We start from the raw sequence: 25,101 nt of genomic DNA on the forward strand, positions 1-25,101 counted from the left end.
ACCCGGAGGCTGACTGCCCCCTGTGGAACCGCCCCCGAGTTGCTTGGGTGTCTGGTTGTTACCGCTAGCGGTTGGCCCGGGCTTATCGCCTCGCCCGAGTCGATCTTTGAATTGGCGCAACCGGCTCTTCGGTGCGCTGAGGTCCTCGAGATCGGCCGAACCGTCGACCAACTTCTCGCGGAGCCGGTCCAGTATCAGGTCCAGATTGGGGGCGGCCATGCCTTGGAACAGGCGGGCCATCACATCCGCTGGGTGATTGTTGCCGAGGGGCGCGGCGACCAGCCAACCTCCGTTGCCGTCGGACTGCAGATCGACCTGGAAGGTTGATGTCGAAGTCTCGACGAAGACCGATTCGAACTGCGGAAATCGACGAGGCTCCACCGGATCGGCGGCCTTATCCGCGGGCAGCGGCAGCGGCACCTGCCTGGTGTACAACCGGTATGCGGCCTCCGCCGGATGTGGTGCGGTCACCGACGAATCCATGACGGTGTCGAAGCCATGTGCCGTGAAGTCCGGCCGCAGTCTGCCCAGTCTGCTTTTGTGCCCAGAGGAATTCTCGACGGTGTTGAAGGATTTCGGACCCAGTTGGCGGAGCCAGTCGTCGAACCCGAGATCGGTGTGTGGCTCCGTCGGGTCCTCTTCGAGGCGATAACCAGCCCAAATCCTGAGCATTTCGAGCGCAGCTTCCTGACGGGTGGGCTGCCGCTGTGATCCCTCTGCCGCTGCCGACGCGATTTTCCTGACGCCGTGCAGACCGTCAGGACCGGGCCCGACCAGAAGATATTTGATCTGGTGTTTGCGGCCCCACAGCACCTCGGGGAAGTCGATCCGGTCTGGCTGGTCTGCCTCCGGCTCCCGCGGCTGCTCGAGGGGCTGGCTGGCCGCCAGCACAAGCAGCGCATCCATGTGCTGGCCCTCCGCGGCCGCGACAATCAGCAGTTTGCGGCCGGTCCGCTCACCGTTGGGACCTTCGACGTAGTCTCCAGGGAATTCGGCGACGTGAAAGGTCAATGGCCCGCCGGTGGGGTCCTCGATGTGAAAGGTCAATGGCCTGCCGCCCGGGTCCTTGCGCAGCTCTTCATCGATCGCGCGGCGGGTCAGCTCGGAGGCCTCGGCCTCGGACAATCCGGCCGGCTCTGGTGTATCGGTGGATGGCCCGGCGTCAGGATCGGCGTCCGGCAAGGCGGGAGCAGCGTCCGGCCAAGGACGGTAGGTGTCAACATTGTCGCCGGCGTGGCGTACGACATTGTCGCCGGCGTGGCGTACGACGTCGAATGCGATTTCGGCGGCTTCGAATCCGACCTTGCCGAGGTATTTGCGCACCGCCTTACGGCCGGCTTTGGCAGCGGCTTTCTCCGCTTCGAGCGCTCCGTGGGTGCCCGAGCCGCCCCCGGCGCTCTTGTAGGCCCGGTTGTACTCGATTTCGGCGGGGCCTTCCGGCACGAAGCGGCCCGACTTGCGCAGCATAGGCAACGCTTCGATTTCCATGACGAATTGGTCAGTGAGTCTCTCCCACGTTGCCAATGTGTCTTTGGGCCGCACTGGTAGCGCCTCGCCCTTTGTAGGCTCCAAGCCACGTGCGGCGTCCGATTCCGCCCGGTACAGCGTCGCGTAGTCGACACCGCCAACGAGCGGCCCTACTTCGATCAACTTGGCACGCACTGCACGGATACCCGCCTGGTGGGCGGCGGCGTCCAGCATGGTTTCCACGATTTCTTGGTTGTCTCGGTAGGTCCGCTTGGCGATCCGGCGCGCCGCCGCGTCGATCATGTTGGCGACGGCAGTGGGGTTCTGGTGGTAGGCCTGCTCGGCAGTCTTCCGCGCCGCAGTGAACGCATCGTGGTAGGCCAGCGACAGCAGACTCTCCCGGCCCAGGTCGCGTTGGTGTCCGTGTAGGCGCAGCCGGTCGAATTCGAAGGCGCGCGCGTAGGCCCGCGCCTGCAGGTCCAGCATCTGATTGACAAAGTCGTCGCGTAGCGCCCTCAGGCGTTCCAGCGAATTCCCTGTTGCCGGGTGCAGCTGCTCGATCAACGATGCCGCCCACACCAACTCCATCGCCTGCTCGGCAGGGTCTGAACCATATTGCAGGACAACGCTGTTCGACACGGGGTCGTAACCGGCGGCACGGCCTCGGATTACTCGGCCGCTGGCGGCATCCAGCGCAGCGGTCGCCGCCGGATCGGTGGTGTATTGGATACCAACGTCATACCGCTGGAAAATCCGCTGCGACTTGCGGCCGATATCGTTGCCGCCCAGGATCTGCCAAGCGCCATTCACCGCACTGGTTGTCGCTTCCGCGAGTTGCGGTGCACCCCATGTGGCGTCCGGGCGGAACGTCGGCGATGGCGCCGACAGCATGGCCTCCGCCAACTCCTCGATGAGGTTCGTCGAATGAACCCAGGCGGACACTGCACCTGACTCCTCGACGGAGAACCGCATGAGATGGGTCGGCGATTGTCCTAGCCGGACAGTGGTCGGAATGTTCGGGTCGGCATCCAGCGCCGCCTGTATATCGGCGGCCGCGTCATCGGAGTGGAGCACAAACATCTGCGGTGCCGCGCCATCGACGATCGCGACTTGATCGGTGATCCAACGGCCACCCGAGGCAACCACTTCGGCGTCGATCCGCTCGTGCCAGATGTTTGTGGCGATCGCCTTCTTGACCCGAACCAGCTCCGCTTCAGCCGCCTCCTGCTTCGCCATCACGTCCGCGAGCAGGTTCAGTTCGAACCATGCCCTTCGGCCCTCGATATCCTGCCCACCATGTCGCAGCAACTCGTACGCGCGGGGTAGATCGACGGCGAGGCGGTCATGCAAGCTCTGTCGCAGGCGATCGACGTTCTCATTGAGCCGGGACAACTCACGGCGCGCCGCTTCGTGCTCGCGTACCAACCTTTCCAACTGCCGCGCCGACTCGGTCGAGGGCGGGATGTACTCGCGCTCTGGGGCGTCCTCGGTCTGCCTGCGTTCCCACTCGCGAGTGTGCTCTTGACGATCGCCGTCGAACCACTCGCTCGACATGATCTCGACGACGCCGGCTTCTCGTCCGATCCGGCGCAGCAGCGTCGGATCGATGGTCGAATCTTGTTGTTGTGCCGCATCGACCGCCGCGTCGTAGGCAGCGAAATATGCGACTTCCTGCTGCGCGTTGAGGGCGTTTTCCAGGCTCTCGCCCGGCGGATCGAAACCCTGTGCGGTCAATTCCCGGTGGAACTCGGCTTGAACGCCCAAGACGACGGCTTTGGTGAGGCGCTGCGAGTTCAGATAGTCGGCGAGGTCGGTGCCCCGGATTCTGGCCGGATGCACCTCGAGCTGTCCGGCCGTCACCACAACAGCCTTCGCGTAGACCGCCACGGTCGCGCTGGCCTGCTCCACTTGGCTACGTTCGTGGGTCTGGATGACAGCGGTCATAGTTCTTGGGTCGAACGAATCCGTCGCATCCGGGTCACTCTTGTACTGAACATCCACACCGGCTTGCCGCAGTCCGTCCAGCGCCTCGGCCCCGACGTCGGTGCGCGCCAATATTTCTTCGACGGGACCGGCCGCTGGATCCGGTAGCTGAACCAACCACGGTTCCGTCGCCGCGACCGCAGAGCTGGAGCCCGACGGACCTTTCGGCGTATCGAATGCGTCGCTCTCGCCGCCTTGCTCATGCTCGCCTTCTTGGCGGGCACCGATCGGTTCGAGCGGGTAGTCGGCGAGTGGTTCACCGGGCGCTGCCTGCGTGCTCGGATCGAACCGATTCACCGGCTGGCGGTGCGGTGTGAAGGGGACTCCGAAGTATTGCGCCCCTTGTTCATCGGGGGTGCCTCGCACGTACTTCGTCCACCGCTCCTCGCGCGGACGGTAGTCCAGCGGCTCCTGGCTCGGGTCGTACCCGAACAGGTCACGTACCCTGACGTCGCCGTTCTGCTCGAGCCGCGCCAGATACATGTGGGCGCCCACGTCGCCGGGGCGTCGCACGACCACCGCAACCTGTGTCCCTGGACCCCAAGCCTCCAGCAAATCGGCAACCTTGTCGCCTGCGGTGCCGTGGTCGTCGGCCACGAAACCGCCGGGATGCCAACGGGCGCTGGTTTCCCGGCTGAATTCCTCAGCGGACAGCTCCCCTGGCGGGGGCGGGAATTCGGGCGAAAGTACCCGGACGCCATCGCGTTTGAGAACGTCGCGCACCTGCGGGGCGCAATCCTTTGCGTTCCCGCCTTCCAGCAGCAGCGCCAGCGGAAGATCGTCCCATGACAGCTCGGGCTCGTCGGGGGAGTGATATCCGGTCGATCCGTCGCTGCGAATCGTCACATCGACGGGCCGCCGAGGTGTTGGCCGGAGATGCGCCGCCAGTTCGGGATCCTGCTTCGCCTGCGCTACCAACCCGTTGGCGCCATCGTGCCCGGACACGAGATGAATGCCTTCGAGGGCGGGTCGCCCGCCTGGCTGATCGGCATAGAATTCGCGAGTTCCGATGATCCCGAGGATGTCGTCCTTCAGCTGCGCTGTGGCCTCCCCACCGGCGTTGATCCACACCACCGACGCGACGCGCCGCCCCGGAGTAACTTGCGCCGCTGCGGCGATGTCCTCGGCCGCGCGCGCGATGGCGTCGGTCACCGAAGCCAGGTTGACATCCTGGTTGAAGATTCGGACATGAACCTCGTCCGCGGCATCGACGTCTCCGATGGCGAGTGTGAATCGCCCCGCCAACTCGAATTGCCCGGGGTCGAAACCCAATAGATGCACGTGCGGATGACCAGGTAATCCGATGGCGCGCTCTTCGGCCATCATCAACCCGAGCACCGCGGTCTCGATGGTTGCTCGCTGTTCATGGAAATCGGGCGACATCGCGCGCCGCCGCTCCAGCGCGTCGGCCGCGGACTCGTCCAACTCCGTGTCGGCGCGCCACACGGTCAGCTCGTCGTCGCTTGCTTGCTTCTCTCGCAAGAGCGCCAGGCGGGCGACCCGGTTGAGCCAGCGCGCTGGTATGCCCCTTTGGTTTTCGTACTGCAAATCGGGGATCAGCGACCACTTCTGTTCCCGATTCAGCGAGTGGAACGCCTTGGCGCTCACGATGACCTCGTTGAGGTAACTGCTGAACCGCGGGACCTGCTGGCGGCCCTCGGACAGCTGATACCAGGCGCCGTCGGCGAATTCCTGCAACGCCGAGTGCACAGCAGGCCAATCCGTCGGCAGCACTTGTCGGGGCTGGGCGGACGGAGCGATCAGCTCGTCGGCGATCGCATCGAGTTCACTGTCCAGGTGACGAACCGCCGCATCCTGCTGACGGAACTGGGCGTGCTGCCGCGCCGGCGGGGTGTGTGGCGCCAGGGGGTCGCTCAACCCGAGAACAACCGCGTCGGCCGCCGCGCCGAGAGCTGCCCGTGCTCGCCGACGCTGCACCTCGGCCACGCGACGTTGCTCGGTGAGTCCTTCGAGCCGATCGACCAGACCGCCGAGCAGATGGGATTCATCGGCAGCGGTGATCAGCGAATCGAGTTCGGTGTACCGCTGCGCTGCGCGGCGCACGGCATCGTGGTTCGGCCTCCCATCAACCTCCAGAAACGTCGCGAGCGTGTGTACCCATGGGCCCAGCGTCGCCCCGTCGACGTCAAGTAGCTGAGCAAGGACGGCACCCACCACATCGCGTTGGTGCCGCAACGCATTCAGGTTCTGCGGCTCGCGCAATCCAGCGGGATCCCGCTCATACCGGGCCGCGAGTTCTTCGACCCTGCCCAGTGCCGCTGTGAGCTTCGAATCGCCCAGGCTGCGGGCTTCGTCGAGTTTGTCGAGAAGGCGAATCTCGGTGTCCAAACGGTTGAACCGTTCGACCCTGACAAGCAGTTCTTGGTCTGCACGGAGCTTTTCGAGATTTTCGAGCGTGCTTCGGTCGGGCGGCCGTGGCGGATCGGCTCGCCGGTTATCGTCGAGCTGCGCAGCCACAAGCGCTTGCCCCTGGCGGACCCGCGCCCGCAACGCCTGATTCCCTTCGGAGCCGGGCTCCAGTGTCTTCGGGTCGATGTCGAGCTGCTCGGCGAGCTCATTGCGTTGAATGCGGGCATGCTCGCGCTGCGACTCGAGTTGGGCCCGCGTCGGAGCGGTCTGATCACCGGAACCGTTTGCTGGTTGGTATCCACTCCCGTCTCCGGGCGGCATGTCGTGCGGAAATGCTTGCCCCAGTTGGCCTCGCGGCATCCCGGGCATCGGCTGTGCTACCGGATGGACCAGTTCCGGCTCGCCTCGACCGGCATCCAGGATCCCCTCGACCGAGAGCGGTGCGGCGGGGACCGTGCTGTTCGGGGCGCTCGGTCTTGGTGCCCGCGGGTCGGTGGTTCCATCGGATTCGGCAGCCGACTTCCCAGAACCACGCTGCCCTTTACCGTCCCGGGATCCGAATGCACTGTAGGAGCCATCCGCGGGGTTGTGTGCGGTGACCAGTCCAAAATCGAACCGTGTCGACGGGTTCGCGAACACGGGCATGTATGTGGCTGCTTCAAGAGCCCGTTTCGGTGAAAGAAGACCCAGTGCCTCAGCGATGGCAGTCGTCGAACCAGGAATATCGGCGGGCACAGTGGGCACCGGGCGGGACGGTTTCCCGGAATCCCTTGGAATCGACCCAGCGGCAGAGTCTTCCGTGCCCGCTTGTGCGGAATCGGCTTCGGTAGTGATCCCGCGGGCGAGAGCTTCGGCGTCGGAAAGCGCGACGAGATGAGCGTGTAGTTTCTTCTCGAGCCTGGTCGGAGTCTGGACAGAGACCTCTACGGCGACGACTGCCTCGGCCTCCCCTTCCACCCCGTCGAACGTGTTATCCGACCGGAAAGGGTATGAGCTGAATTCAGCTCGCAGCAACCGGATCAGCTCGTCATGGTCATTCGATCCGGTTTCTGCTGTCAAGTCCTCAGCCAGCACCGTGTAGGCGTCCGAGTCCGTGCTCGGCAAATTCCTGCGCACCCGATGAGTCAATTCGTGGATGGCGAGGCTGAAATACCATCGTTCGGGGTCACCGCGCATCCGCCCGGAGGCAACTTGCTTTATTCCCATGGCGCGCATCAGCACGGGCGCGGTGGCCCATAGCTCATTGATTTCGATGCCGCCCTGCGCAGAGTCGTGGGCGATCGTATCCGTGTCCAGCAGGCTGATATGAAGATCGGTCTTTTCGAGCACGCGGAATACGGCGGCCATATGGCGCTCAGCGGCGGCGAACTGGCTAGTAGTGTCCAGGTGGACTCCGGGGTTGTCGAAGCCGATGAAGTTGACACCATGATCGGCGGCCATGGCCTCGATCATCGCCATCTTGGCCTGCTGTTCCGCCGGTGTGACCGGGTGGTACTCCGCAACCAGTCGCTGTCGCAATTCGTACTGTGCGGCCGCTTTCTCGGCGGAGGTCTTCAGCAGGTCGTACAGAATTTGCTCGCCGGTTGTCGCGGTGCCGGCGTCGTGCTCCATTGCCGCGAACGCTCCGAACGTCGCCATGGGCGAATCGAAGGAATCGTCCCGATCGTGACCGTAGGTCCGGAATTCTCCTGCTCGCCATGCCCGCACTTCGGCGGTAGTCGAGTCATCGCTTATCGAGCGATGGTATTTGGAAAGGGTTAGTGCTGCTTTTCTTGTGGCGCTCCGTCCGCCCGTATTGTTCAGTGCGTCGCCGAATTCTCGAACGAACAAGCCGAACACCGGCCGGTCGGCGGGACCGGTGGCCACTCCGGCCTCCACCATCCCGGCCCATGCCGCATCGAGCATTTCTGGGTAGGTGAGGAGGCCCTCGCTCAGCGTGAGCGATCGGGTGTATGGGTAGGTCGTTTCGGTTCCGGCAACGTTGTCGGTCATAGCGAACGGTTGTGTACCGGAGACGGATCCGATGATTACCTGGTGAAGTTGCACGTGCGGGAATTTCGTCAGCATCGCGGCGACCGCTCGGGCGAGCTCGCGAGCGTACTCGACCGGCAACCCGGGCAGGTCGAGACCGATCGCGCGGACCGAATATCTGCGCTGCAACTCCGCGGCGACCTCCGCGCCGGTGGCGCAATCGGCGAACGGATCGCCTTCGGCAACACCGGTTTCGAGCGATCTGCCGGCGCCGACGAGGTCGCGTGCGGCGCGTGCGACTTCCCGGTTCTGCTCTCGCAGTTCTTCGGGGAAGTCGGGGTCGTCGTATGGGAGGCGTTGTTGGGGTGTGGCGGTGCGCCAATTGTGTTGGAGCCAACCGTCGTGCACCTTGCTGCTGGCGTATTCGAGGAATTCGGCGCTGTGGATGTCGGTGCCTGATCGCAGTGCTTCGTCGAGGACCGGTAGGGCGAACTCGGCCAGTCGGATGTATGCGGCGAGCGCGTCGTTGGGGAGGTCGCGGAAGTCGATGACGGTGTCGCGTGGTTGCTCGGCGTTTCGGGCGTCGTGTATCCGTGATGTCAGCTCGACGATCAGTGAGCGTGGGAGGGGTGCTGATGGTTCGGGTGTGTCTTGCCCCGGGTGGGCAGGGCTGATGTTCGGGTCGGTTGCGGGCTCGGCCTGTGGTTGTACTTCCGCGACGTCGGGAACGTTCCCACGCTGGGCCTGCTGCTCGTCTGCGGCCGGTCTGTCGGCGATCTGCGGTTGCGACGCCGGAGCTTCGCGATCGGAACCGGCCGGTTCGATAGACGGCTTGGAGCCGCTGTGGCCTTGCTTATCCGGAGGTGGCAGCTGCGGCCTGTCCGCATCGAATCCACCGAATCGGTTCAAGACCCAGGGTGTCTCGTATTTGCTCCCTCGGGGTGCGACATCGACTGCGAGATCGACATTTACCTCGCCGCGTCCGCTATCCGGCAACCGTGCGGGGTTGGTTGGCCCGGCTTCGCGTGCCGGGGCGGGTCCGGCGTCGCGGTGGTCTTGTGCAGGGCGCGGGGTGTCAGTCGATTCCTTCTGCGGCCTGCTGTTGCCCAGTCGCGGGTCCGATAGCGGTTCCGGTGCGGGACTGTTCGGCGGTGACACGTCTTTTGCGGGTGCGGTATCGGTAGCGCGGGCGGGGAGCGGGATCACCGCCACGGTGACGTTGTCCCTGCTGCCTCCGTCGAGGGACTGCTGGACAAGAGCTTTCGGCGCCGCAACCAGAGAACCCGAGGGCTGAGCGAATGCCTGCGTGAGGACGGCAATGGCCTCTTCGTTGATGCGTGCGCCATCCGAATTCAAGACCAGTATGGCCGGACCGTCCGGTGTCGGCTCGGTTACTGCGTGCGACTGCTGTCCTTCGGGCTTATCACCCAGGTAACGAGTGAGCCCGTCGTCCATCCCTGATCGCTTGAACTGCGCTGTGTCCCAACCGAGCATCTTCTTCGCGAGTGCTCGATTCGAGTCGGCTTCGGTCAGCTGTTTCGAGCTGCCACCATCGAGGGGGACCAAATGGATCTCGCTGTCGCCCTCCCAATCGCGGGTGAAGCGGTCGCGTTCCACCAGCACGACAACGAGGGTGCACGCGGGCGGCTCGAGACCGGCGAATTTCGGTAGCGACGCTAAATCGCGAACCGCGCGTTGGGCCGCCGCGGTCGCTTTCTGCACGATCGGTAATGGATCCCATTGCTCGCCCGGCCGGATTGCGGCCAGCTCCTCGCGGAACACGGCATCGACCGCGGTCGCAGCGGCCTGCGAAGCCTCCTCGCCGTTCGCCACCTTCGACACGCCGTCGAAAACTCCTGCCCAGGTCACCAGCTCACCTGCGACGTCCATCGTTCCGATCGTGAAGGCGTCCTGGTTGATCGTGTGATGGGTGCCGATATCGGTCCATGCCGCGACCGGGCCGAGGTCACCGCCGAATTGTTTGGGCGACCCCGCCTCGCCTTCGAGCGGTTTGGACACCAATTGTGCTGGCCGAGTTGGTATCTCGGGCTGCGCGGACTGGACGGGTCCGGGGGTGGGTGGGGTGCTTGTTTCGGGCACGACCGGTTTTTCGGCAACTCGGGGATCTGGCGCGCCGCTGCGCACGTCCGCTCGCGGCTGTTGCCCCACCTCAGACGGTGCTGCCGGGTCAAGTCCGGGAGCTGGCTGCTGCGGCACATCGCCCGCGGCCGGATCGGCTTTTTGTTCCGAGCCCGAAGGCGCAGGCGCTACCGTCCCGTGGATCCGCCAATACCCCCCGTCACCAAGGCTTTCGACGCTGTCGACCCGGTAGGGCAAATCGTGAAAAAGCATGCCGGGTATGGAGGGCGGAGTAGGGGGGATACCGTTCAGGAATACAGCGGGCGTTCCTTCGGTAACGGTCAGCTCGAGGTGAAAGATTGCCCCCGGCAGCGGCTGTGTCGGCCCGACGATCGCCCGCACGTATCCGCTCAGTTGCTGGACAGTACCGGTGGGATCGCTGGTCATGTCCAGCGGATTTTCGCTGAGGGCGATCGTCACCACGATCTGCTCCCGCACCGGACGGCGGGTAAGGACGTCGTTGATGACCTCGATGAACCGCGCCAACTCGGGAGTGAGTTCACGGTCTCCGCGCTGCGCGGCATCGAGCATCGCGACGAATTCACGATCGGACCGATCGACCGTCGCAAACGGACGCAACAACGCGCGCTCGTCATCGGTCAGCCTGCTGACCACCTCATCCCAGATCTCCCGGCCATACTGCAATCGCGCCGCGAAGTCCGGAGTTACCCCGTCTGCCAGGAATCGAGCCCATAGCGGCACTTCAGTGGGTGCGGTGCCAGGATCGAGCGGGGGAGACTGCACCCGATCCTCGGCCACCCGAGGATCGGGCGTATTGCTCGGCTCGACCGCATCCGATACTGGCCGGTCGACCCGACCGAAACGGCTCTCCACACCCGCGATGAACCCATCAGGAAGTCGGTAGACCCGAGCCACCTCCGTGATGTCGTCCAAAGCTGACCACCATGCTTGCTGGGCATGGACGCTATGGACCAGTCTCTTGAGCTCTTCGGCGGATACCCCCGGAGGCTGGTGGGCCGCCACTCTCGATTTCACGTCCGACAAGCTATCCACGTCACGAAGCATGTGGTGCAGCTTCATTTCCAAGGCCGATGCAGTGCGCGGATCCATCACTGCGCCATCTTGTTTCGATGTGATCTTCCCGCGGAGAGACCGCAGCTCATTCACGTCGACAAGATCGAGCAGCTCTGTTTCGTCGGGGCCGGGTGGCACGCCGGTTTTCGTTCGGGCCGCGCCCAAGGTCGCCTTGACCTGATCGATCCGCGCATCGGCCTGTCGGAAGCGGTCCACCGCCTCCGATATCCGCTCCTGATTGCGTGCGTTGGAGACCTGCTGAGCAAGGGGCTCACCGGTAGCTGCCGGTTCCTCGATGGACGGCTTGGAGCCCCCGTCGGATGTGTTGCCGGAATTCGGGGGGTCGCCGTAGTCCAGGCCGTCGTGGTCCCCCCAGCGGAACAGCGTAGAGCCGTCCTTGCTCGAGTAGTCCTGCACCGGGCCGCCAGGACGCTGGTTAGTTGGCGACAGGTCGAGAACCTCTGCCACGTCGAGATCGCGATAGTAGGACACCACCGGCCCCTGCGCCGATCCACTCGCCGGTGACCCGCCTTCGAGCCTGTTGGATGGTGTGGCTGTCGAGGGCAGCGGATCCGTAGCGGCGGTGCCGTTGCCTGGTCCCGCGCCGGGCTCGACCGTCATAGGAAGTACACCCGTGCGCAGCCCGATCGCCACCATCACTGCGTGATTGCTGGTGCCGAGCTTGCGTGCGATGCGGCGGAGATGGGAGTCGACAGTTGTCTCCGCTATTCCCAGTGCACGCCCGATGTCGCTGAATGTCTTGCCTTCCGCGACCAGGCCGAGCACCTCGGCCTCACGGTCGGACAACACGTCGTGGCCAGTGGCGGGAACGAATTCGCTTGCAGCCGAAGGGAGGAAGCCCGCCCGCAGCGCGACTGCCACCGTTCCCGCTCGGCCACTGGTGTCGAACTTCTTTGCGATACGAGCCAGCTCTTCCTTCACGATGTTTGGGGATACGCCGAGTGCTACCGCTACTTCTTTGTTCGACCGACCCTCCGCGACCTGGGCGAGCACTTCGATCTGACGATCGGTCAACGTGGTTTGGCCGTCGATGGGCCCGGGATCGCCCGCAGCAGTGGGGGCCGCTAGGGGGAGGATGCCCGTACGCAGCGCGATCGCGACCATCGCCGCCCGATCACTATTTCCGAGCTTGCCGCCGATGATGGACAGTTGGGTCTTCACTGTGGCTGCGGATTTGCCCAGTAATACGCCGATTTCGTTGTTTGTCTTATCCGCTGCGACCAGTTCGAGCACCTCGACCTCGCGATCGGTCACCCCGCCGTAGCGCGGCGACCCAGCATGTGGGTCGCTCGGGTACGGCTCGTCAGGTGTTGCAGGCGCCAGCGCGTGCACCGCCCTGGCCAACCTATCGACTGCGGCGCCCTGGAGGATGTCGATGGCTCGGCCTTGATGCGCAGCCCTGGCGGCCTCGGTAACGAGGTTGCGCTGGGTGAAATTCAGCTGTTGGCGGCCCTGCTGTAGGACCGATTCGGTCATCTGTGCCAGCGACTGGGTCACCGGGTCGGACTCCGCCGCGCCCGAACTGGACACATAGGCCCGGGTGAGCGCTTGCCGATAGGCGGCGAACCTGGATTCTGACTCCGATCGGGACGGCCGGCCCGCGGGGGCCGAATTGGAATCGCCCTTGGCGCTGGCGGGTTCGCCAACGGCACTCGGGGGTGGATTCTCCGGGCTGTCGAATTTCGGAGACCGATCCTGCTCGCCTCCCGCCGCCGATTTCGGAGCGGCTGGAGTATTGATGCTGTCCCCGGTCGGAGCGGATTCGCTCGCGGCACTGGGATGGGTGAGGAGGAGGATGCCCGAACGCACCGCCGTCGCCACCATCGCCGCCTGGCTGCCAGTGCCGAGCTTCTCGCCGATGCGAGTCAGGTCGAAACTTACCGTGACAGGTGATATGCCAAGTGCCGCACTTATTTCCTTGTTCGTCTTGCCTTCTGCGACTAGCCCGAGTACCTCGATCTCACGGGCGGACAACTCGCCGCTGACTGTTGTGGGAGTCGGTTCCCCGGCCGCAGCGGGGTCGATGGGAAGGATGCCTGTGCGCAACGCCACCGCGACCATTCCCGCTCGATCACCGACGCCGAGCTCGTCGCCGATGCGGACCAAGTGAGTTTCTACGGCACGCGGCTTTATTGCCAGTGCCTCCGCGATATCCGAGGTCGTCTTGCCTTCTGCCACTAGGTCGAGTATTTCGATCTCACGGGCGGACAACTCGCCATGGAAATCGGCGAGAGCGGGGTCGGTGACAGGGAGGACACCGGAGCGTATTGCGATGGCTACCATCGCCGCTCTGCTACCAGCACCTAGCTTCGAACCAATGCGGGCCATGCGGGAACGGACCGTCTTGTCCGGTATACCCAGCGCCGCCCCGACGTCACCGTTGGACATGCCTTTCGCGACAAGGCCGAGCATCTCGATCTCATGATCAGCCAGTTCGCTGTGACTCGGTGACTGATCCGCCGATTCGGGAACTGGAGCGGGTTCCCCGGCCGCTGTTGGGTCGATCGGAAGAATGCCTGTGCGCAGCGCGACTGCGACCATCCTTGCGCGGTCACGGGAGCCGAGCTTGGCGCCCGCGTGGTCCAGGTGGATTCTTGCGGTGTCGGCCGATATTCCCGCTGCCGCCCCGATTTCCTTGTTCGTCTTGCCTTCGGCTGCGAGCCCGAGTACCTCGACCTCCCGGGCGGTCAACCTGCCGTGGGCGTCGCCGGGATCGATGTCAGCGATGGGAAGGATGCCCGTGCGTAGCGCGACGGCGGTCATCCCCGCCCGAGTTTCCGTGCCAAGCTTCTCACCGATGCGGGCCAGATGGTCCTCAACGGCCCCCAACGAAAGGTCCAGCAGCGCCCCGACTTCCTGGTTCGAGTTACCTTCTGCTACGAGCCCGAGGATCTCGACCTCACTAGGGGACAACTCGCCGTGGTCTCCAGAGGGATCGGGTTCTGCTGCGGAAGTGGGAGACGTGAACGGCGTCACCACCATTGGGGCGCCGTCATCGGGGGCTGCGTGCCCGGGTGCGGCACCCCGAATGTCGTCCTGCGTACCCGGCGACGTCGGCGCGGGCTCCATCTGGACTTCCATCCAGACCGTCTTGCCCGGACGCCCATCCCGCGCCAAAGTCACGCCTAGCGCTGTCGCGGCATCCCAGATGATTTTGGAACCCCGGCCGTGGGTCCCGTCCGGGCGGTCACCCAATGCGAGCGGATCCGAGCGGCCGGCCTCCAGATCCGCCAAATCGAATTGCGCGAGCAGGGCTTTCACATCGGCTTCATCGACGGTGGTAGACGGTGCGACCTCATCGACCTCATCGACGTCGCTCTCCGGTCGCCACTTCGGCAGCCCCCGCGACGTGTCGGTTACCTCGAAACGCAACACGTTGTCGATAAAATATGCCCTGACCTGGGCACCTCCTTGTTTCGCATAGAGGTCCACATTGGTCAACACCTCCGTCGCCGCCAGCACAACGCCGTCGATCTGCTTGCCGTACCAACCGGCCTGCGTCAACAACCTGGCAATAGCATCCCGGGCGGAAGAGGCGCCCCGCCCAACTTCTCCCCGCTCGAATGTCAATTCCAAAGCAGGATTGGGCATTGCCTGCGACGGATCAGCTTGTGCCGCAGGCGCAAAGAGCTGGAACCATCTCGTCCGTTCCCCACTCTTGCGTATCTCGAACCCCCACGCGCCCGCCTCTTTATCCAACAGATCGGTGACCCGACCCGCCTCCGTCGGCGTAACCAGCCCCGACTTCTTGTCCGGCTCATCACGTACTGGTACGGTCCGACTCTCGTCGATCACCTCGACCAACACCCACTGCCCGCCCACGCCCGTCGACCGAACCACGGCCGGGCCGTGCGCGGTCCGCAGCAGCGCCTCCACCATCGCTTCGGCCGCCGCCGCATGCCCCTCGACCGGCCAATCGGTCAACAGCTCACGAATGGCGCTGTGTGATTGCGCGGGCGTGGACGCGCCGGAGCTCCGTGCGGCGCCTGGCAGAACCGGGCCTACGGGTGACCGTGGCGATAGACCGGAGTCCTCCCCGACGTTGGCGTTGCTGATCTGTTCGACGGGGGTTTCACCGGGAGTGGCCGACGGCGGTCCAGTGCCTTGACCGGGTGATCCGTACGCATGGTCGGAACCATCGCTCCCCATATTGACGGCGGTGATCGTCCCCAATTGCGAATCGTCATAATGCTTCTCGATTTGGGTATGTGAAAGGTCCCGCGCCTGCTTCTGCGATGGAAGATCGACCGCCGCGGCCAGCGCGGCGGGCGAACCCGGCGCGCCGTTTCCCGCGATGCTGGATACACCGCTGTGCCGGATCTGCGCCGCGGTCGTTTTATCAGCGGGTGCGTCACCAGCAGTCGCGGAAGTCTGGTCAGCGCCCGGCTCCTGGGATGGGGACTGTTGGTGGAGTTGTCCGGGCTCGACCAGTGCGGACTGTTCGGCAGCAGTGATCAGTGCATTAAAAGCCCGGTACAGCGCTGTAATGTCCCGGACGCCTTGTATGGGAAAGTCGGTCTCGTCCACCAGAGGATAGCCGCTGAGCAGGAAGCCTTTTGCGACCTCATACCCCGAGTGGTGTTCTGGCCAGGTGAATGTCATCACCGCGAGGGCCCATGCGTGCAACGGCTCGCCCCGTAGCCCCATCCAGATAGCGCGCTTTATCAATCGCGCTACGGTGCCCGAAATTCCAGCACCCCCCGGGATATTGAGTGCTTTAATAACATTGACGAACCACTCGCCTTCCGGATCGAAGTCGAATTTTCCCAGCCCGTTGCGCCAGGCGAGCGCTACAACGTATCGCGCGGGATCGCTGTTCATCGCCGTCTCGGGATCGACAACACCCTCGTCCCGGAGGACCTCGATCTTCCTGACGAGGGCGTTTCCCTCATCGTCGCGTATGTGGTTGTGTGCGTCGTAGTGGTAGGTCACCTGTACAGAGACGACGGTGCTGTCCTCGGCTCGCAGCATTGCCTTCAGTGCGGCCTCGTCCACCAGGCCACGATCTTTTCGGGGCAGGAGAAAATCGGGAATCTCCAGCGAATCTCTGCGCAAAAGGTGTAGCTCGCCGTGAACCGCCTCGAGTTCATTCAGCGACAGCGGTTTGAATAGCAGATAGTCCTGTAGGGTGAGGTCTCTGGTTTCGTTCGGGCGATCCTTGCGCGACTCTATGCTGAGAAGGTATTCGTCCAACATCGGACCGTCTTCAACGATGTTTTTGATAGCTAGGAGATGCGCCGCAGTAATCTCCGGTTCGGTCGCTAGTTTCGCCTTTGCTACGCTGAGTGCGGCGACATCGAACCCCAGTGCGGCAGCTTTCTTATCCCATTTTTTTTCGTTCAGCAGTTTCGCCAAACCTTGGTCCAGCGTCGTGTGTATGGAAGGGTCTGTTTCGAAGCTCCGGAACATTGCGTTGGTTATGGCCGACACCAGCTCACGCAGATTTCCGGTACGCACGAGACTTTCCAGCGATACCGAACGGAGGTTCATCCCGCCCGCCTGATGATCGTGGCGTGCATAGAAGGCGTCTCGGATCTCCTCGGGAGTCGCGTCTGGATGCAATTTAGGTAGCAAATCTAATAATTTGTATATCATTGCGACCGCAGCATCTCTGGCAATTTCCAGGTTGTAGGCCCGTTTTGCCAGTTCGAGCTCATCCACCATGCGGTGCTGCCGCCAGCCCTTGTCCTCTTCTGGCAGCGGCTGGTCACGGAGGTTGTAGGCCCGCCATGCCAACTCGACCTCAACCTTCATGCGCTGCTGCTGCCAGTCCGGGTCTGCTTCTGGCAGCGGGTGGTTACGGTTGGGTTCGGCACTCGCAGTGCGGTTGCGTTTGGCAGCGAGGAATTCTGCCAGTGTGGCCGGGCTGGGAACGGGCGGTTGGGATCGCCCTGCAGATCCCGGTTCCCGGGCGGCCTCGGGCGGTGCAGGTTTCGGTACAGGCGTGAGCGGCTTGGCCTTTGTAGATTCGGCGGGTTTCTGAGCCGGGGACTTGCCGCGGCTCGGGGCAATGTTGTAATCCAGACCGTTGGGGTCCCAATTGAACAGCGTGAAGGGGTCCTTGCCACGGTAGTCCGCCACCCCGGGTGGCCGCCCGCTGGAACCGTCTGGAGCTGAAGGCTTTCCACCGCCGACCGCGGGGGGACAGTAAATAAGTGCATTGGTGATGTTGTCGCGATCACCGGCATCGCGGGCGCGCTGCCGCACTGCGCTCGATGCGGCGAGCAGTTCACCGCCGGATTGAATCAGCGCCTGCTTGACGATGTGTGCCTGCGCTTCGGGCTCGGGGGTCTTGCCGTAGGCACCGTCGGAAGCCGCCATCACAACGCCAGGGCCGGTCAGATTGGTGAAGGTTATGGCGTGTGATTCCTGCAAGTCCTCGCCGAGACTACGGACGATCACATGGGCATACTTGGCGTTCTCGGCACTGGCTGCCTGTTCTGGGGTCCACCCCATGTAATTCGCGTAGGAGTCGTCCTTGGTCAGTAGATAGGAGGGTCCATCGTCCATTGCCAGCCAGTACACGCGGCTGTCTCCGACCCAATCCAGAGTGAGCCGATCCGATTCCCGCAGTGCGATCACGATTGTGCAGAGGGGAGGATTGGCTTCCTCGGGGTCGTCGGTGGCGTATTTCGGCATAGCCGCGAAACGGAGGACCGCATTGTTGGCCGCCGCCATTGCCCCCTGCACGATCGGGAGGGGGTCCCACTGGCTGCCCGGTTCGAGCGCGGTCAGCGCCGCGACGAGATATTCATAGGCTTCGTCTGCGGCGGCCCGTGACGCAAGTTCAGCATCCTCCGTAGACCCCACGCCGTCGCAAACGATGGCCACCTGCGCCAGCTCATCGCCGATGGGCACCGTCCCGATCGCATACGCATCTTCATTTTTGCTGTACTTGACGCCGATATCGCTGAGTGCGGCGACTAAGCCGTGATCTTCCCAAGCGAATTTGCGTGGCTCCGGGGTCTTCGAACCGCCCTTTCTCGGCTCCTTCGGCTTCGGCGCGAACCGTATTTGCGGTGTGGCTTCAGCCTGCGCGGGTGCCGACGAATCGGCCGCTTTGTCCGGGGTGACGGGCGGTGCCGGTGCGGATGGTCCGGGCTGCGCCGCCGCGGAATCGGAGGCGCCCGCAGGCTGGGCTGCGCCCAATTCGTCGGTGCGGGCACGGAGCCGAGCGTCCGCCACTCGATAGCGTTCCACGGCATTCGCTATCACCTGTTCCTGATCAGGGAACTGGTAGACCTGGTGTGGCCCTGTCGGTTTGGTGAGGTTGTCTGCGTTCATCAACGCGGGCAGCCATTCCGCTGCCGCATAGAAGTGGTGCACAAGCAGCCGGAGCCGTTCCGATGTGACCTCCTGGGATCTCATCATCACAGCCAAGAGCTCATCGAGCGCACCGAGCATGCTGTCCAGCTTGTGGACGCGATGGATGTCCGCATGCTTCACCGCATCGTTCGGATCCAGCTCGAAAGCAGCACGCTCCGCCGTGACCCCCGCGCGTATCGAGCGCACGTCGGCTGCCGCGATATCGTTCAGCAGTCCGCGGTCGGCGACGGTTGGCGGCGGTCCGGCTTGCGCCGCGTCCAATGCCGCCAAGACCTGATCGACCCGGCTGTCGACCGCTCGGTAGTGATCGACTGCCTCCGCAGCCGGCCCGGTCTGCTGGTAGACGTGCTGGTCCTGATTGCGGACGGTGGAGACCTGCTGGGCTGGTGTTTCTTTGGTGAGGTTGTTCGCGTTCAGCAACGCGACCAGCCACTCGGTCACCGCGTCGAAGTGTTTGGTCAGTAATTCGAATCGTTCCGGCGTGGTCGCCGTCTGTTGATTCGCGACGGCCCACAACTCGTCCAGTCCATCGAGTATGCGGGTGAGTCGATGCTGTCGCTCCAGATCCGCACGTGTAACAGCATCGTTCGGATCTATTGACGCGTCAGCGAGCTCCGAGGCGACTCCCTCACGCACCAACTGCAACAAGGAGAGGTCGAGACCGTTCGACAGTGGGGAGCCTGCGTCAGGTGTGCGGCCATTCGACGGTGCATTACCGTCCTCGCCATCCGGGTCGAATCGGTAGAACACCGCTTGCCTGGGCAGGCCCGCCGAAGACCTCGCGACCGGCCCTGTCGGACGATTGCGGACGGGGCGGTCCAGAACCTCTGCCGGGTCGGGTTCGCGATAGTAGGACACCACCGGCCCCTGCGACGATCCACTCGCCGCTGACCCGCCTCCGAGCTTGTTGGATGGTGTGGCTGTCGAGGGCAGCGGATCCGTTGCGGCGGTGCCGTTGCCTGGTCCCGCAGTCGGGGGAGTCTGGTCAGCGCGCGGCTCCTGGGACGGGAACTGTTGGTGGGGTTGTTCAGCCCCTGACACCTCCCGCAATGCCGCAGCATTCCGTCCGTGTCGAAGCTCGGCCGGATAGTCGTAGTGCATCCAAAAGGGAATCCCTGCCTCGCGCAGCGCCTCCTGCAGAGCGAGATCCGGTTGATCGTCATAGAAGATGAAGTGGTCGATATCGTCGAGCGTTACTACAGGTGGAGCGTCCTCGCCTCGGGCCAGCGTCTCGGCGTCGGGGTGAATCTGAGCCTCGATCACGTGGTCTTGGTTGAATTTTGCTCCGGCGTAGTCGCGTTGGGTGCCTTCCAGTCCGAAGTAGCCGAGATCACGGTGTCGGGTCGGGGTGGGGCTGAATGACTCAGGCTGCGGATCGTCGACGGGGCTCGCGGAAGCGTGTGTGCCCCAAGGGCTGCCGACAGTCGCCGTTGTTCGTTGGCGCATGTGGTGCTTGAGTACCGCGCCCACCTTCCCGTACTCGGAGAGAAGGTCGCGTGCGTCGCCCATTCTTGTGCGTACATGTGCGGAGACCGGTCGCAATTTTGCTGGATGATCGAATGAGTAGCCGAACAACACCTGCTCTTGCGTTTTCCTGCTATCAAATATATGCGCGGCCAGTCGACTCCCAGCGGCGGTTTCGAAGACGGTTTTGAAGCCGCCGCTCCTGAGCACATACAGCACAGTCACAGGACGGAGGCGAATCTCGATGTCGCCGCTGAACGCGTCCTCCAGTTCTTCGGTCATCAGCACGTCGAGTTGTGCGCGCGTGATCCCCAATTCCGCTGCCAACGCCTCGGCGCGGCGATCGTTGGCGACGTAGCGCTCGGCAACCGCCTGCATCTCGGGGTCCGAGATGAGGTCGGCACCTCCGGCTTCTTTTGCCTCGACGTGCCTGCGATAGAGCTCCGCGTCGGCTTCGCTCGGTCGACCACGGAGTTTCGGTCCGGTCCACACCGACAATGTGGGTGCGGCCTCCGACGCATCGGTGATTGCGGTAGGAACGCCCACTTTAGGGGCGAGACCCAGGAATAGTTCGACGGCCTCGATCAGTTGACCGATCTCGGGCGGTGCGTCGGGTCGTTTGCTTGCGTTCCGCAATTCGTGGAGCAGATCCTCGTCCGGGTTTACATATGTGTAGTCCGGCTCCTGGGCACCGAGTATTCTGATGAGCTCGGCGACGAGGATTTCGGATTGCTGATTCAGCAGTTGCTGGTATTCCGGGCTGGTCTTGCCCTCGGCTGTTGCCTGCTGTCTAGCGCTGTCATGGACTACCCATTTTCCGAGCCAGGCTGGAAGTTCGGAAAGCTGCGCAGCTTGCCAGCGTGCCTCGTTCATGAGGCGCAACTCGGCCTCTATCTGATAGATCCCTTGCTTGACCGATGCCTGGAGTGCCTCGTGCGATCGCTCGGCAAGGGTCTGCTCGTCCACCTTCAACAAGGGTGGTAGACGTGGGCCCGCCTTCTCTTGCTCGCTACGAGCACGGTTGACGGGACTCTTGGCCTTCGTAGATTCGGCGGGTTTCATAGCCGGTGTCGGCGGGTCTGCCGGATCTTGCTCGGGCGGCGGAGGCGGCGGAGGCGGCGGGGCCGGTTGCTTCTTGGGACGACGCTTCCGGGGAGGGGTGGGATCGCCGCCCATTGTCGCCTTGGCCCATGGGACCGGACGGCGTCGCTTTACCGGCTCGCCCGGTTTCGCGAGCTGCCGGGGTGGCGGCCCGCCGATATGCGGGATCCCGCTGATGTCGGGGTTGTAGCCGAGGTCGTCCGGGTGCAGTCCGGGACGGGCTGACGGATCGAACGGCGCGCCAGGGGTTTTCGGGTCGGGGGGAGTGGCGTAGCGGCTGGATCGGGGGGCCCACGGGGGTGTTTCCGGCGTTGCAGGCAACCGGGGGGACAACACGGCGTCTTCGGTGTGGGCCGGTGGTGTGACCTCCAGCGGAGTTTTCGTTCCGGTCCATGGCGAGACCGGGCTGTTCGGTTCATCCGGCTCGTCGGGGACGTTGAACGGTGAGACCATGGGGGCCGGTTTGGGCGGCAGGTTCGCCGGGGATTGCGCGGGCAGGTGCGGAATCAGCGGCGTGATGTCCTCGGGCCGTTCGTCTTCCGGCGGGTCGGGAACACCTGGCAGCGGTATGTAGTCCGGCTTCGGGAAGGTGTACTCCTGAGGCAATACCTCCGTAAAGTTCGGCACGGGTCGGACATAGGTATTCGGAACGCTGCCGGGGTGGGGACCCGGGACTTCGGGGATATCCCGCACGGGGAACTCTTCGGGCTCCTCCTCGTCGAGGTCCGGCCGCGCGTTCGTGGCGCCGAGCAGGTTCGGTGAACCACTCAGAGCTTCGGCGCCGAGCGGGTGCGGGCTTGTCGTCGCGGGACCGAGCCCCGATATCTGCGTCGGAGAAACCGACGGTGCGCCGAGGTGGTTGGTATCAGCGACCTGGTGTGTACTTGCCTTTGGCGCAAGACCATTCGTGCCCGGGGTGTGCGCTTGCGGCGAGATCGGGTGATCGGTAACCGTTCCCGGTGCGGCCTGTGCCATGGGGTCGTCGGTGTCGGGGACAGGGCCGGGCGGCACCAACGGTGTGCGGGTCGGAACAGTTGTCGGGGTGCCTGCTCGGGCTGCGGGGTTGGCTGGGTCGGAGACCTGGTGCTGCGTTGCCGCGTGCGCTGCGGGACCGCCAGTTTCGGGGATCAGTCGTGGCGTCTCCGGTGGCGTGACCTCCGGAACTGCCCTCGGCAGGGATGTTTGGCCGGCACTATGATCGAGGTTTGCTTTCGGCGGGGCGTGATCCGAACCTGTGATCGTTGGGTCTTTGTGTGCTGCAAGATTGCTCGCTTCAGCGGCAGTACGTGACGGTGTCTGGTCAGCAGCCTTCGGAGTGGTCGATTGTGCTGCGAGGTTGTTCGCTTCCGGGGTCGGGCGCGGCGGTGTCGATGACGCGGTGCCCGAGGTGGGTCTTGATGTGGCAGTTTGCGCGGCAGGGTTGCTCGCGTCGGCGACAGGGCCGTGCGATGCTGACGGCGCGGCATCGTGAGCTGCTGCTGTCGGTCGACTGGGCGGTGGCGCAAGGTCGTTGCCCTCAGCCCGGGAATGCGCCGTCGGCGCGGGCGCGTCGCCGGGAACTATGTCCGGCGAGTTTGCCCGCGCGCCTGGGCCGTTCGCCTCGGGTGCGGGATTCGGCGTCACCGGTGGTGTGGTGATCCCCTCATCGAACAGCTTCGCCAAGTCACGGGCAAACGCGTCCTCGAATGCGGCCTGGGCCTCCGGATCGAGGGGGGTGTGTTCGTTGCCTACCTGTGCGTCGACCGGCCGCTCGAGACTAGGTGGGTGTTCGTTGCGCACCGGCGCGTCGACCGGCCGGTCGAGAACGGCAGCCCCACCGTCCGTTTGGTACCCCTTCATCGGGTCCGCTGGGCCATGCCCTCGCGGTGCTTCCCCGGGCTTGAGCGGGATCATCGGGGTGCCGTCGGCTTTGAAGCCGATACCGTGCGTGCTCTTGACGTGTGGGGTGAGATCCCGAACCCATTGCCCAACAGCATCTTTCACGAATCTCGTGGTCTTCTCGCCGACCTGTCGACCCTGTGTGTCAACCCTCCAGTGTTCGACCGTGTCGCCGGACATTTTGCGGACCATGTTGCCGACTTGCTCGTGCACCTCGATATGCCCCTGCGCGTTCTTGATGACCGCGAACGCGTGCGCTCCGGCATTTTTGAACTGCACACCGCCGAAAATCGACCCGTTGGTGCGTTGAGCGTGCTCGATCAATGCCTGCGGCGAGCCGTAGGTCAGCCAATCCCCGCGACCTGCTCTCGCGACGCGGTCACCGTATACGCCCTCGGATCCGGCCGTCCGATCGCCGATCTCCGACATATCGAAGGCGTCTTTCCCGGTCTGTTCCTTGATGTGCTCGTTGATGCGCGAGGATGCCTCCGGAACACAGTTCCGCAGGCCTGGGGCTACTTCCTGCGCGGGCACGAACTCGCCGCCGCCATCGCCCGCGGGCGGGGAGTCCCCGTGCGCGCGGTCAGCTGTGTTCCCGGGAGCATCCTGTCCGGTCCGAGAGACCGAATTGTCGTGCGTGCTGGTTGATTCGGCTGTCGTGCCCTGTTCGGTGGCAGGACGGGCGGCTTCGTCGGCAGTCGATACGCCACCGGCTTCGTCTGGGCTGCCGGCAACCTTGCCGTCGTTCTCGACCCGAGCCCCGGGCTCCTGCGGCGCGGCTTCCGCGACTGGGCGTTGATTCGCTGGGGCATCCGCGACGGCACCGGGACCCGGTCCGTCCTGGCTGGTGCGTACGGCGCCCTCCGGCGCGATGACCTGCCCGGTCGGCCTGCCCAAACTGCCTTCGGCCGGTGCGAATACCGTCCCGGTCGCCGGCCGCGCTCCCGGCGAATGCTGGGCACCGCCCGGCGGTGGCGAAGGGTGAGGGCTGACTATTTGTGGCGGACGGATGGGGCCGTGGCCGAGCGAGGGAGGCGGGGTGCCCGGACCTGGTGGCCTGCCTGCGGCGTTGGGAGGCAGCTTCACTTCGCCGACATTCGATTTGTCGAGCTTGGCTCGGGCTTCGGCATCGGCCCTTTGCTGGAGCTTGGCGTTGTCTATCGGCTCGAACCGACGTGCCCCGCCGGACGGCTCGGCGCGATTCTTCATGAACTCGTTGGCGGCGTGGGCCTGCGGTGGCTCCATGCTCGCGATCTTTTCGGGAGTCATGTCGCGGGCGACGGCTGCTTCGGCCTCTTTACCCGCGGCCATCATCTCCGGGGTCAGCCCGTCGGGCCGAGCTACCTGTCCCTCATCGGCCCCGGTGACGGGTTCACGCACGCCTCGCTGGTTGAGCCCGAGCTCGGTCCCAGCCCGGTTACCGCCAGCGCCCGCAGCGGGGTTGTAACCTGCGGTCCGCACGGCACGGAAACCCGCACCGGCTCCACCGATCAAACCGCCGCCGATTCCCATCAGCACCGAATCGGCCAGGTTTCCGCCGGTATATATTCCCGCCGCCAAACCACCTGCGGCACCACCGGTAACCCCCGCCGCCACCACGGCCGCGACCCGCCAAGTGTTCTGTGCGGCCTTGGACGCGGCGCCGGCCCCCAAGCGAGTCACCGCAGGCGCGACGACACTGCCGACTCCGCCGCCGAGTGCCCCAGCGAGCAAGCCGACCTTGAATGCCGACTCGACTGCCGCCCCATCCACCTCCGCGCGATCGCCGTGCGTGACCTGAATCCATTCCGCGCCGGCACGGACACCACCCATGCTCACGCCACCGACAATCGCGCCACGAGTCGCACCCCGGACCACCATCGCCAGCACCGGACGTTCCGTCGCGAACTTCGTCATCAGCTGCCGCATTCCGAACAGCAGCTCGCTCCACGCGGTCTTTATCCCCGCATCGGCGGTAGCTCGATGAGCAGTCGCCGCCGGGACACCAGCAATGCCGAACGCAAGGTCAACAGCCAACTGCGCCAGCAACACGTACATGATTCCTTTGACCATGTACCCCTCGAGCTCGAGGGCGGTGGCGCCCTCGTACAACTGCTTCGCCATGCTGTTGCAGTACGCAATCATTCGCTGCGTATCTTCTTTGAGGCCTTTGTACTGGCTGCGTATCGCGTCGGCGGTAGCACCGTTGGTCGCCGCTTCCAGCGCGCGCGCCTCGGAAGCTTCGAGTCCGTCCAGGACCTGGACCAGCCTGTTGGCTGCGTCCGACCAGGCGTCCGCGCCTCGCCGCATCCCTGCGATGATCGCGTTCGGCATGTGCCCAAACACCATGTCCTGCAAACCCGGGGG

General features: G+C 64.4%; 1 protein-coding gene (only partly in view). It reads right to left on the bottom strand.

The genetic code is table 11. The annotated features are described in order from the left end of the window. Positions 1 to 25,068, bottom strand: partial view of an adenosine deaminase gene (gene add, locus OHA42_RS05680; protein ID WP_406235156.1) — the 5' portion only. 23,160 nt of this gene lie to the left of the window's left edge; 25,068 of the gene's 48,228 nt are visible here — the first part of the coding sequence; the start codon lies at positions 25,066 to 25,068; its stop codon lies beyond the left edge, outside the window. Between the last annotated feature and the right edge of the window lie 33 nt (positions 25,069 to 25,101).

Origin of the sequence: Nocardia sp. NBC_01009 (assembly GCF_045208035.1) — a bacterium.
GTDB lineage: Bacteria > Actinomycetota > Actinomycetes > Mycobacteriales > Mycobacteriaceae > Nocardia.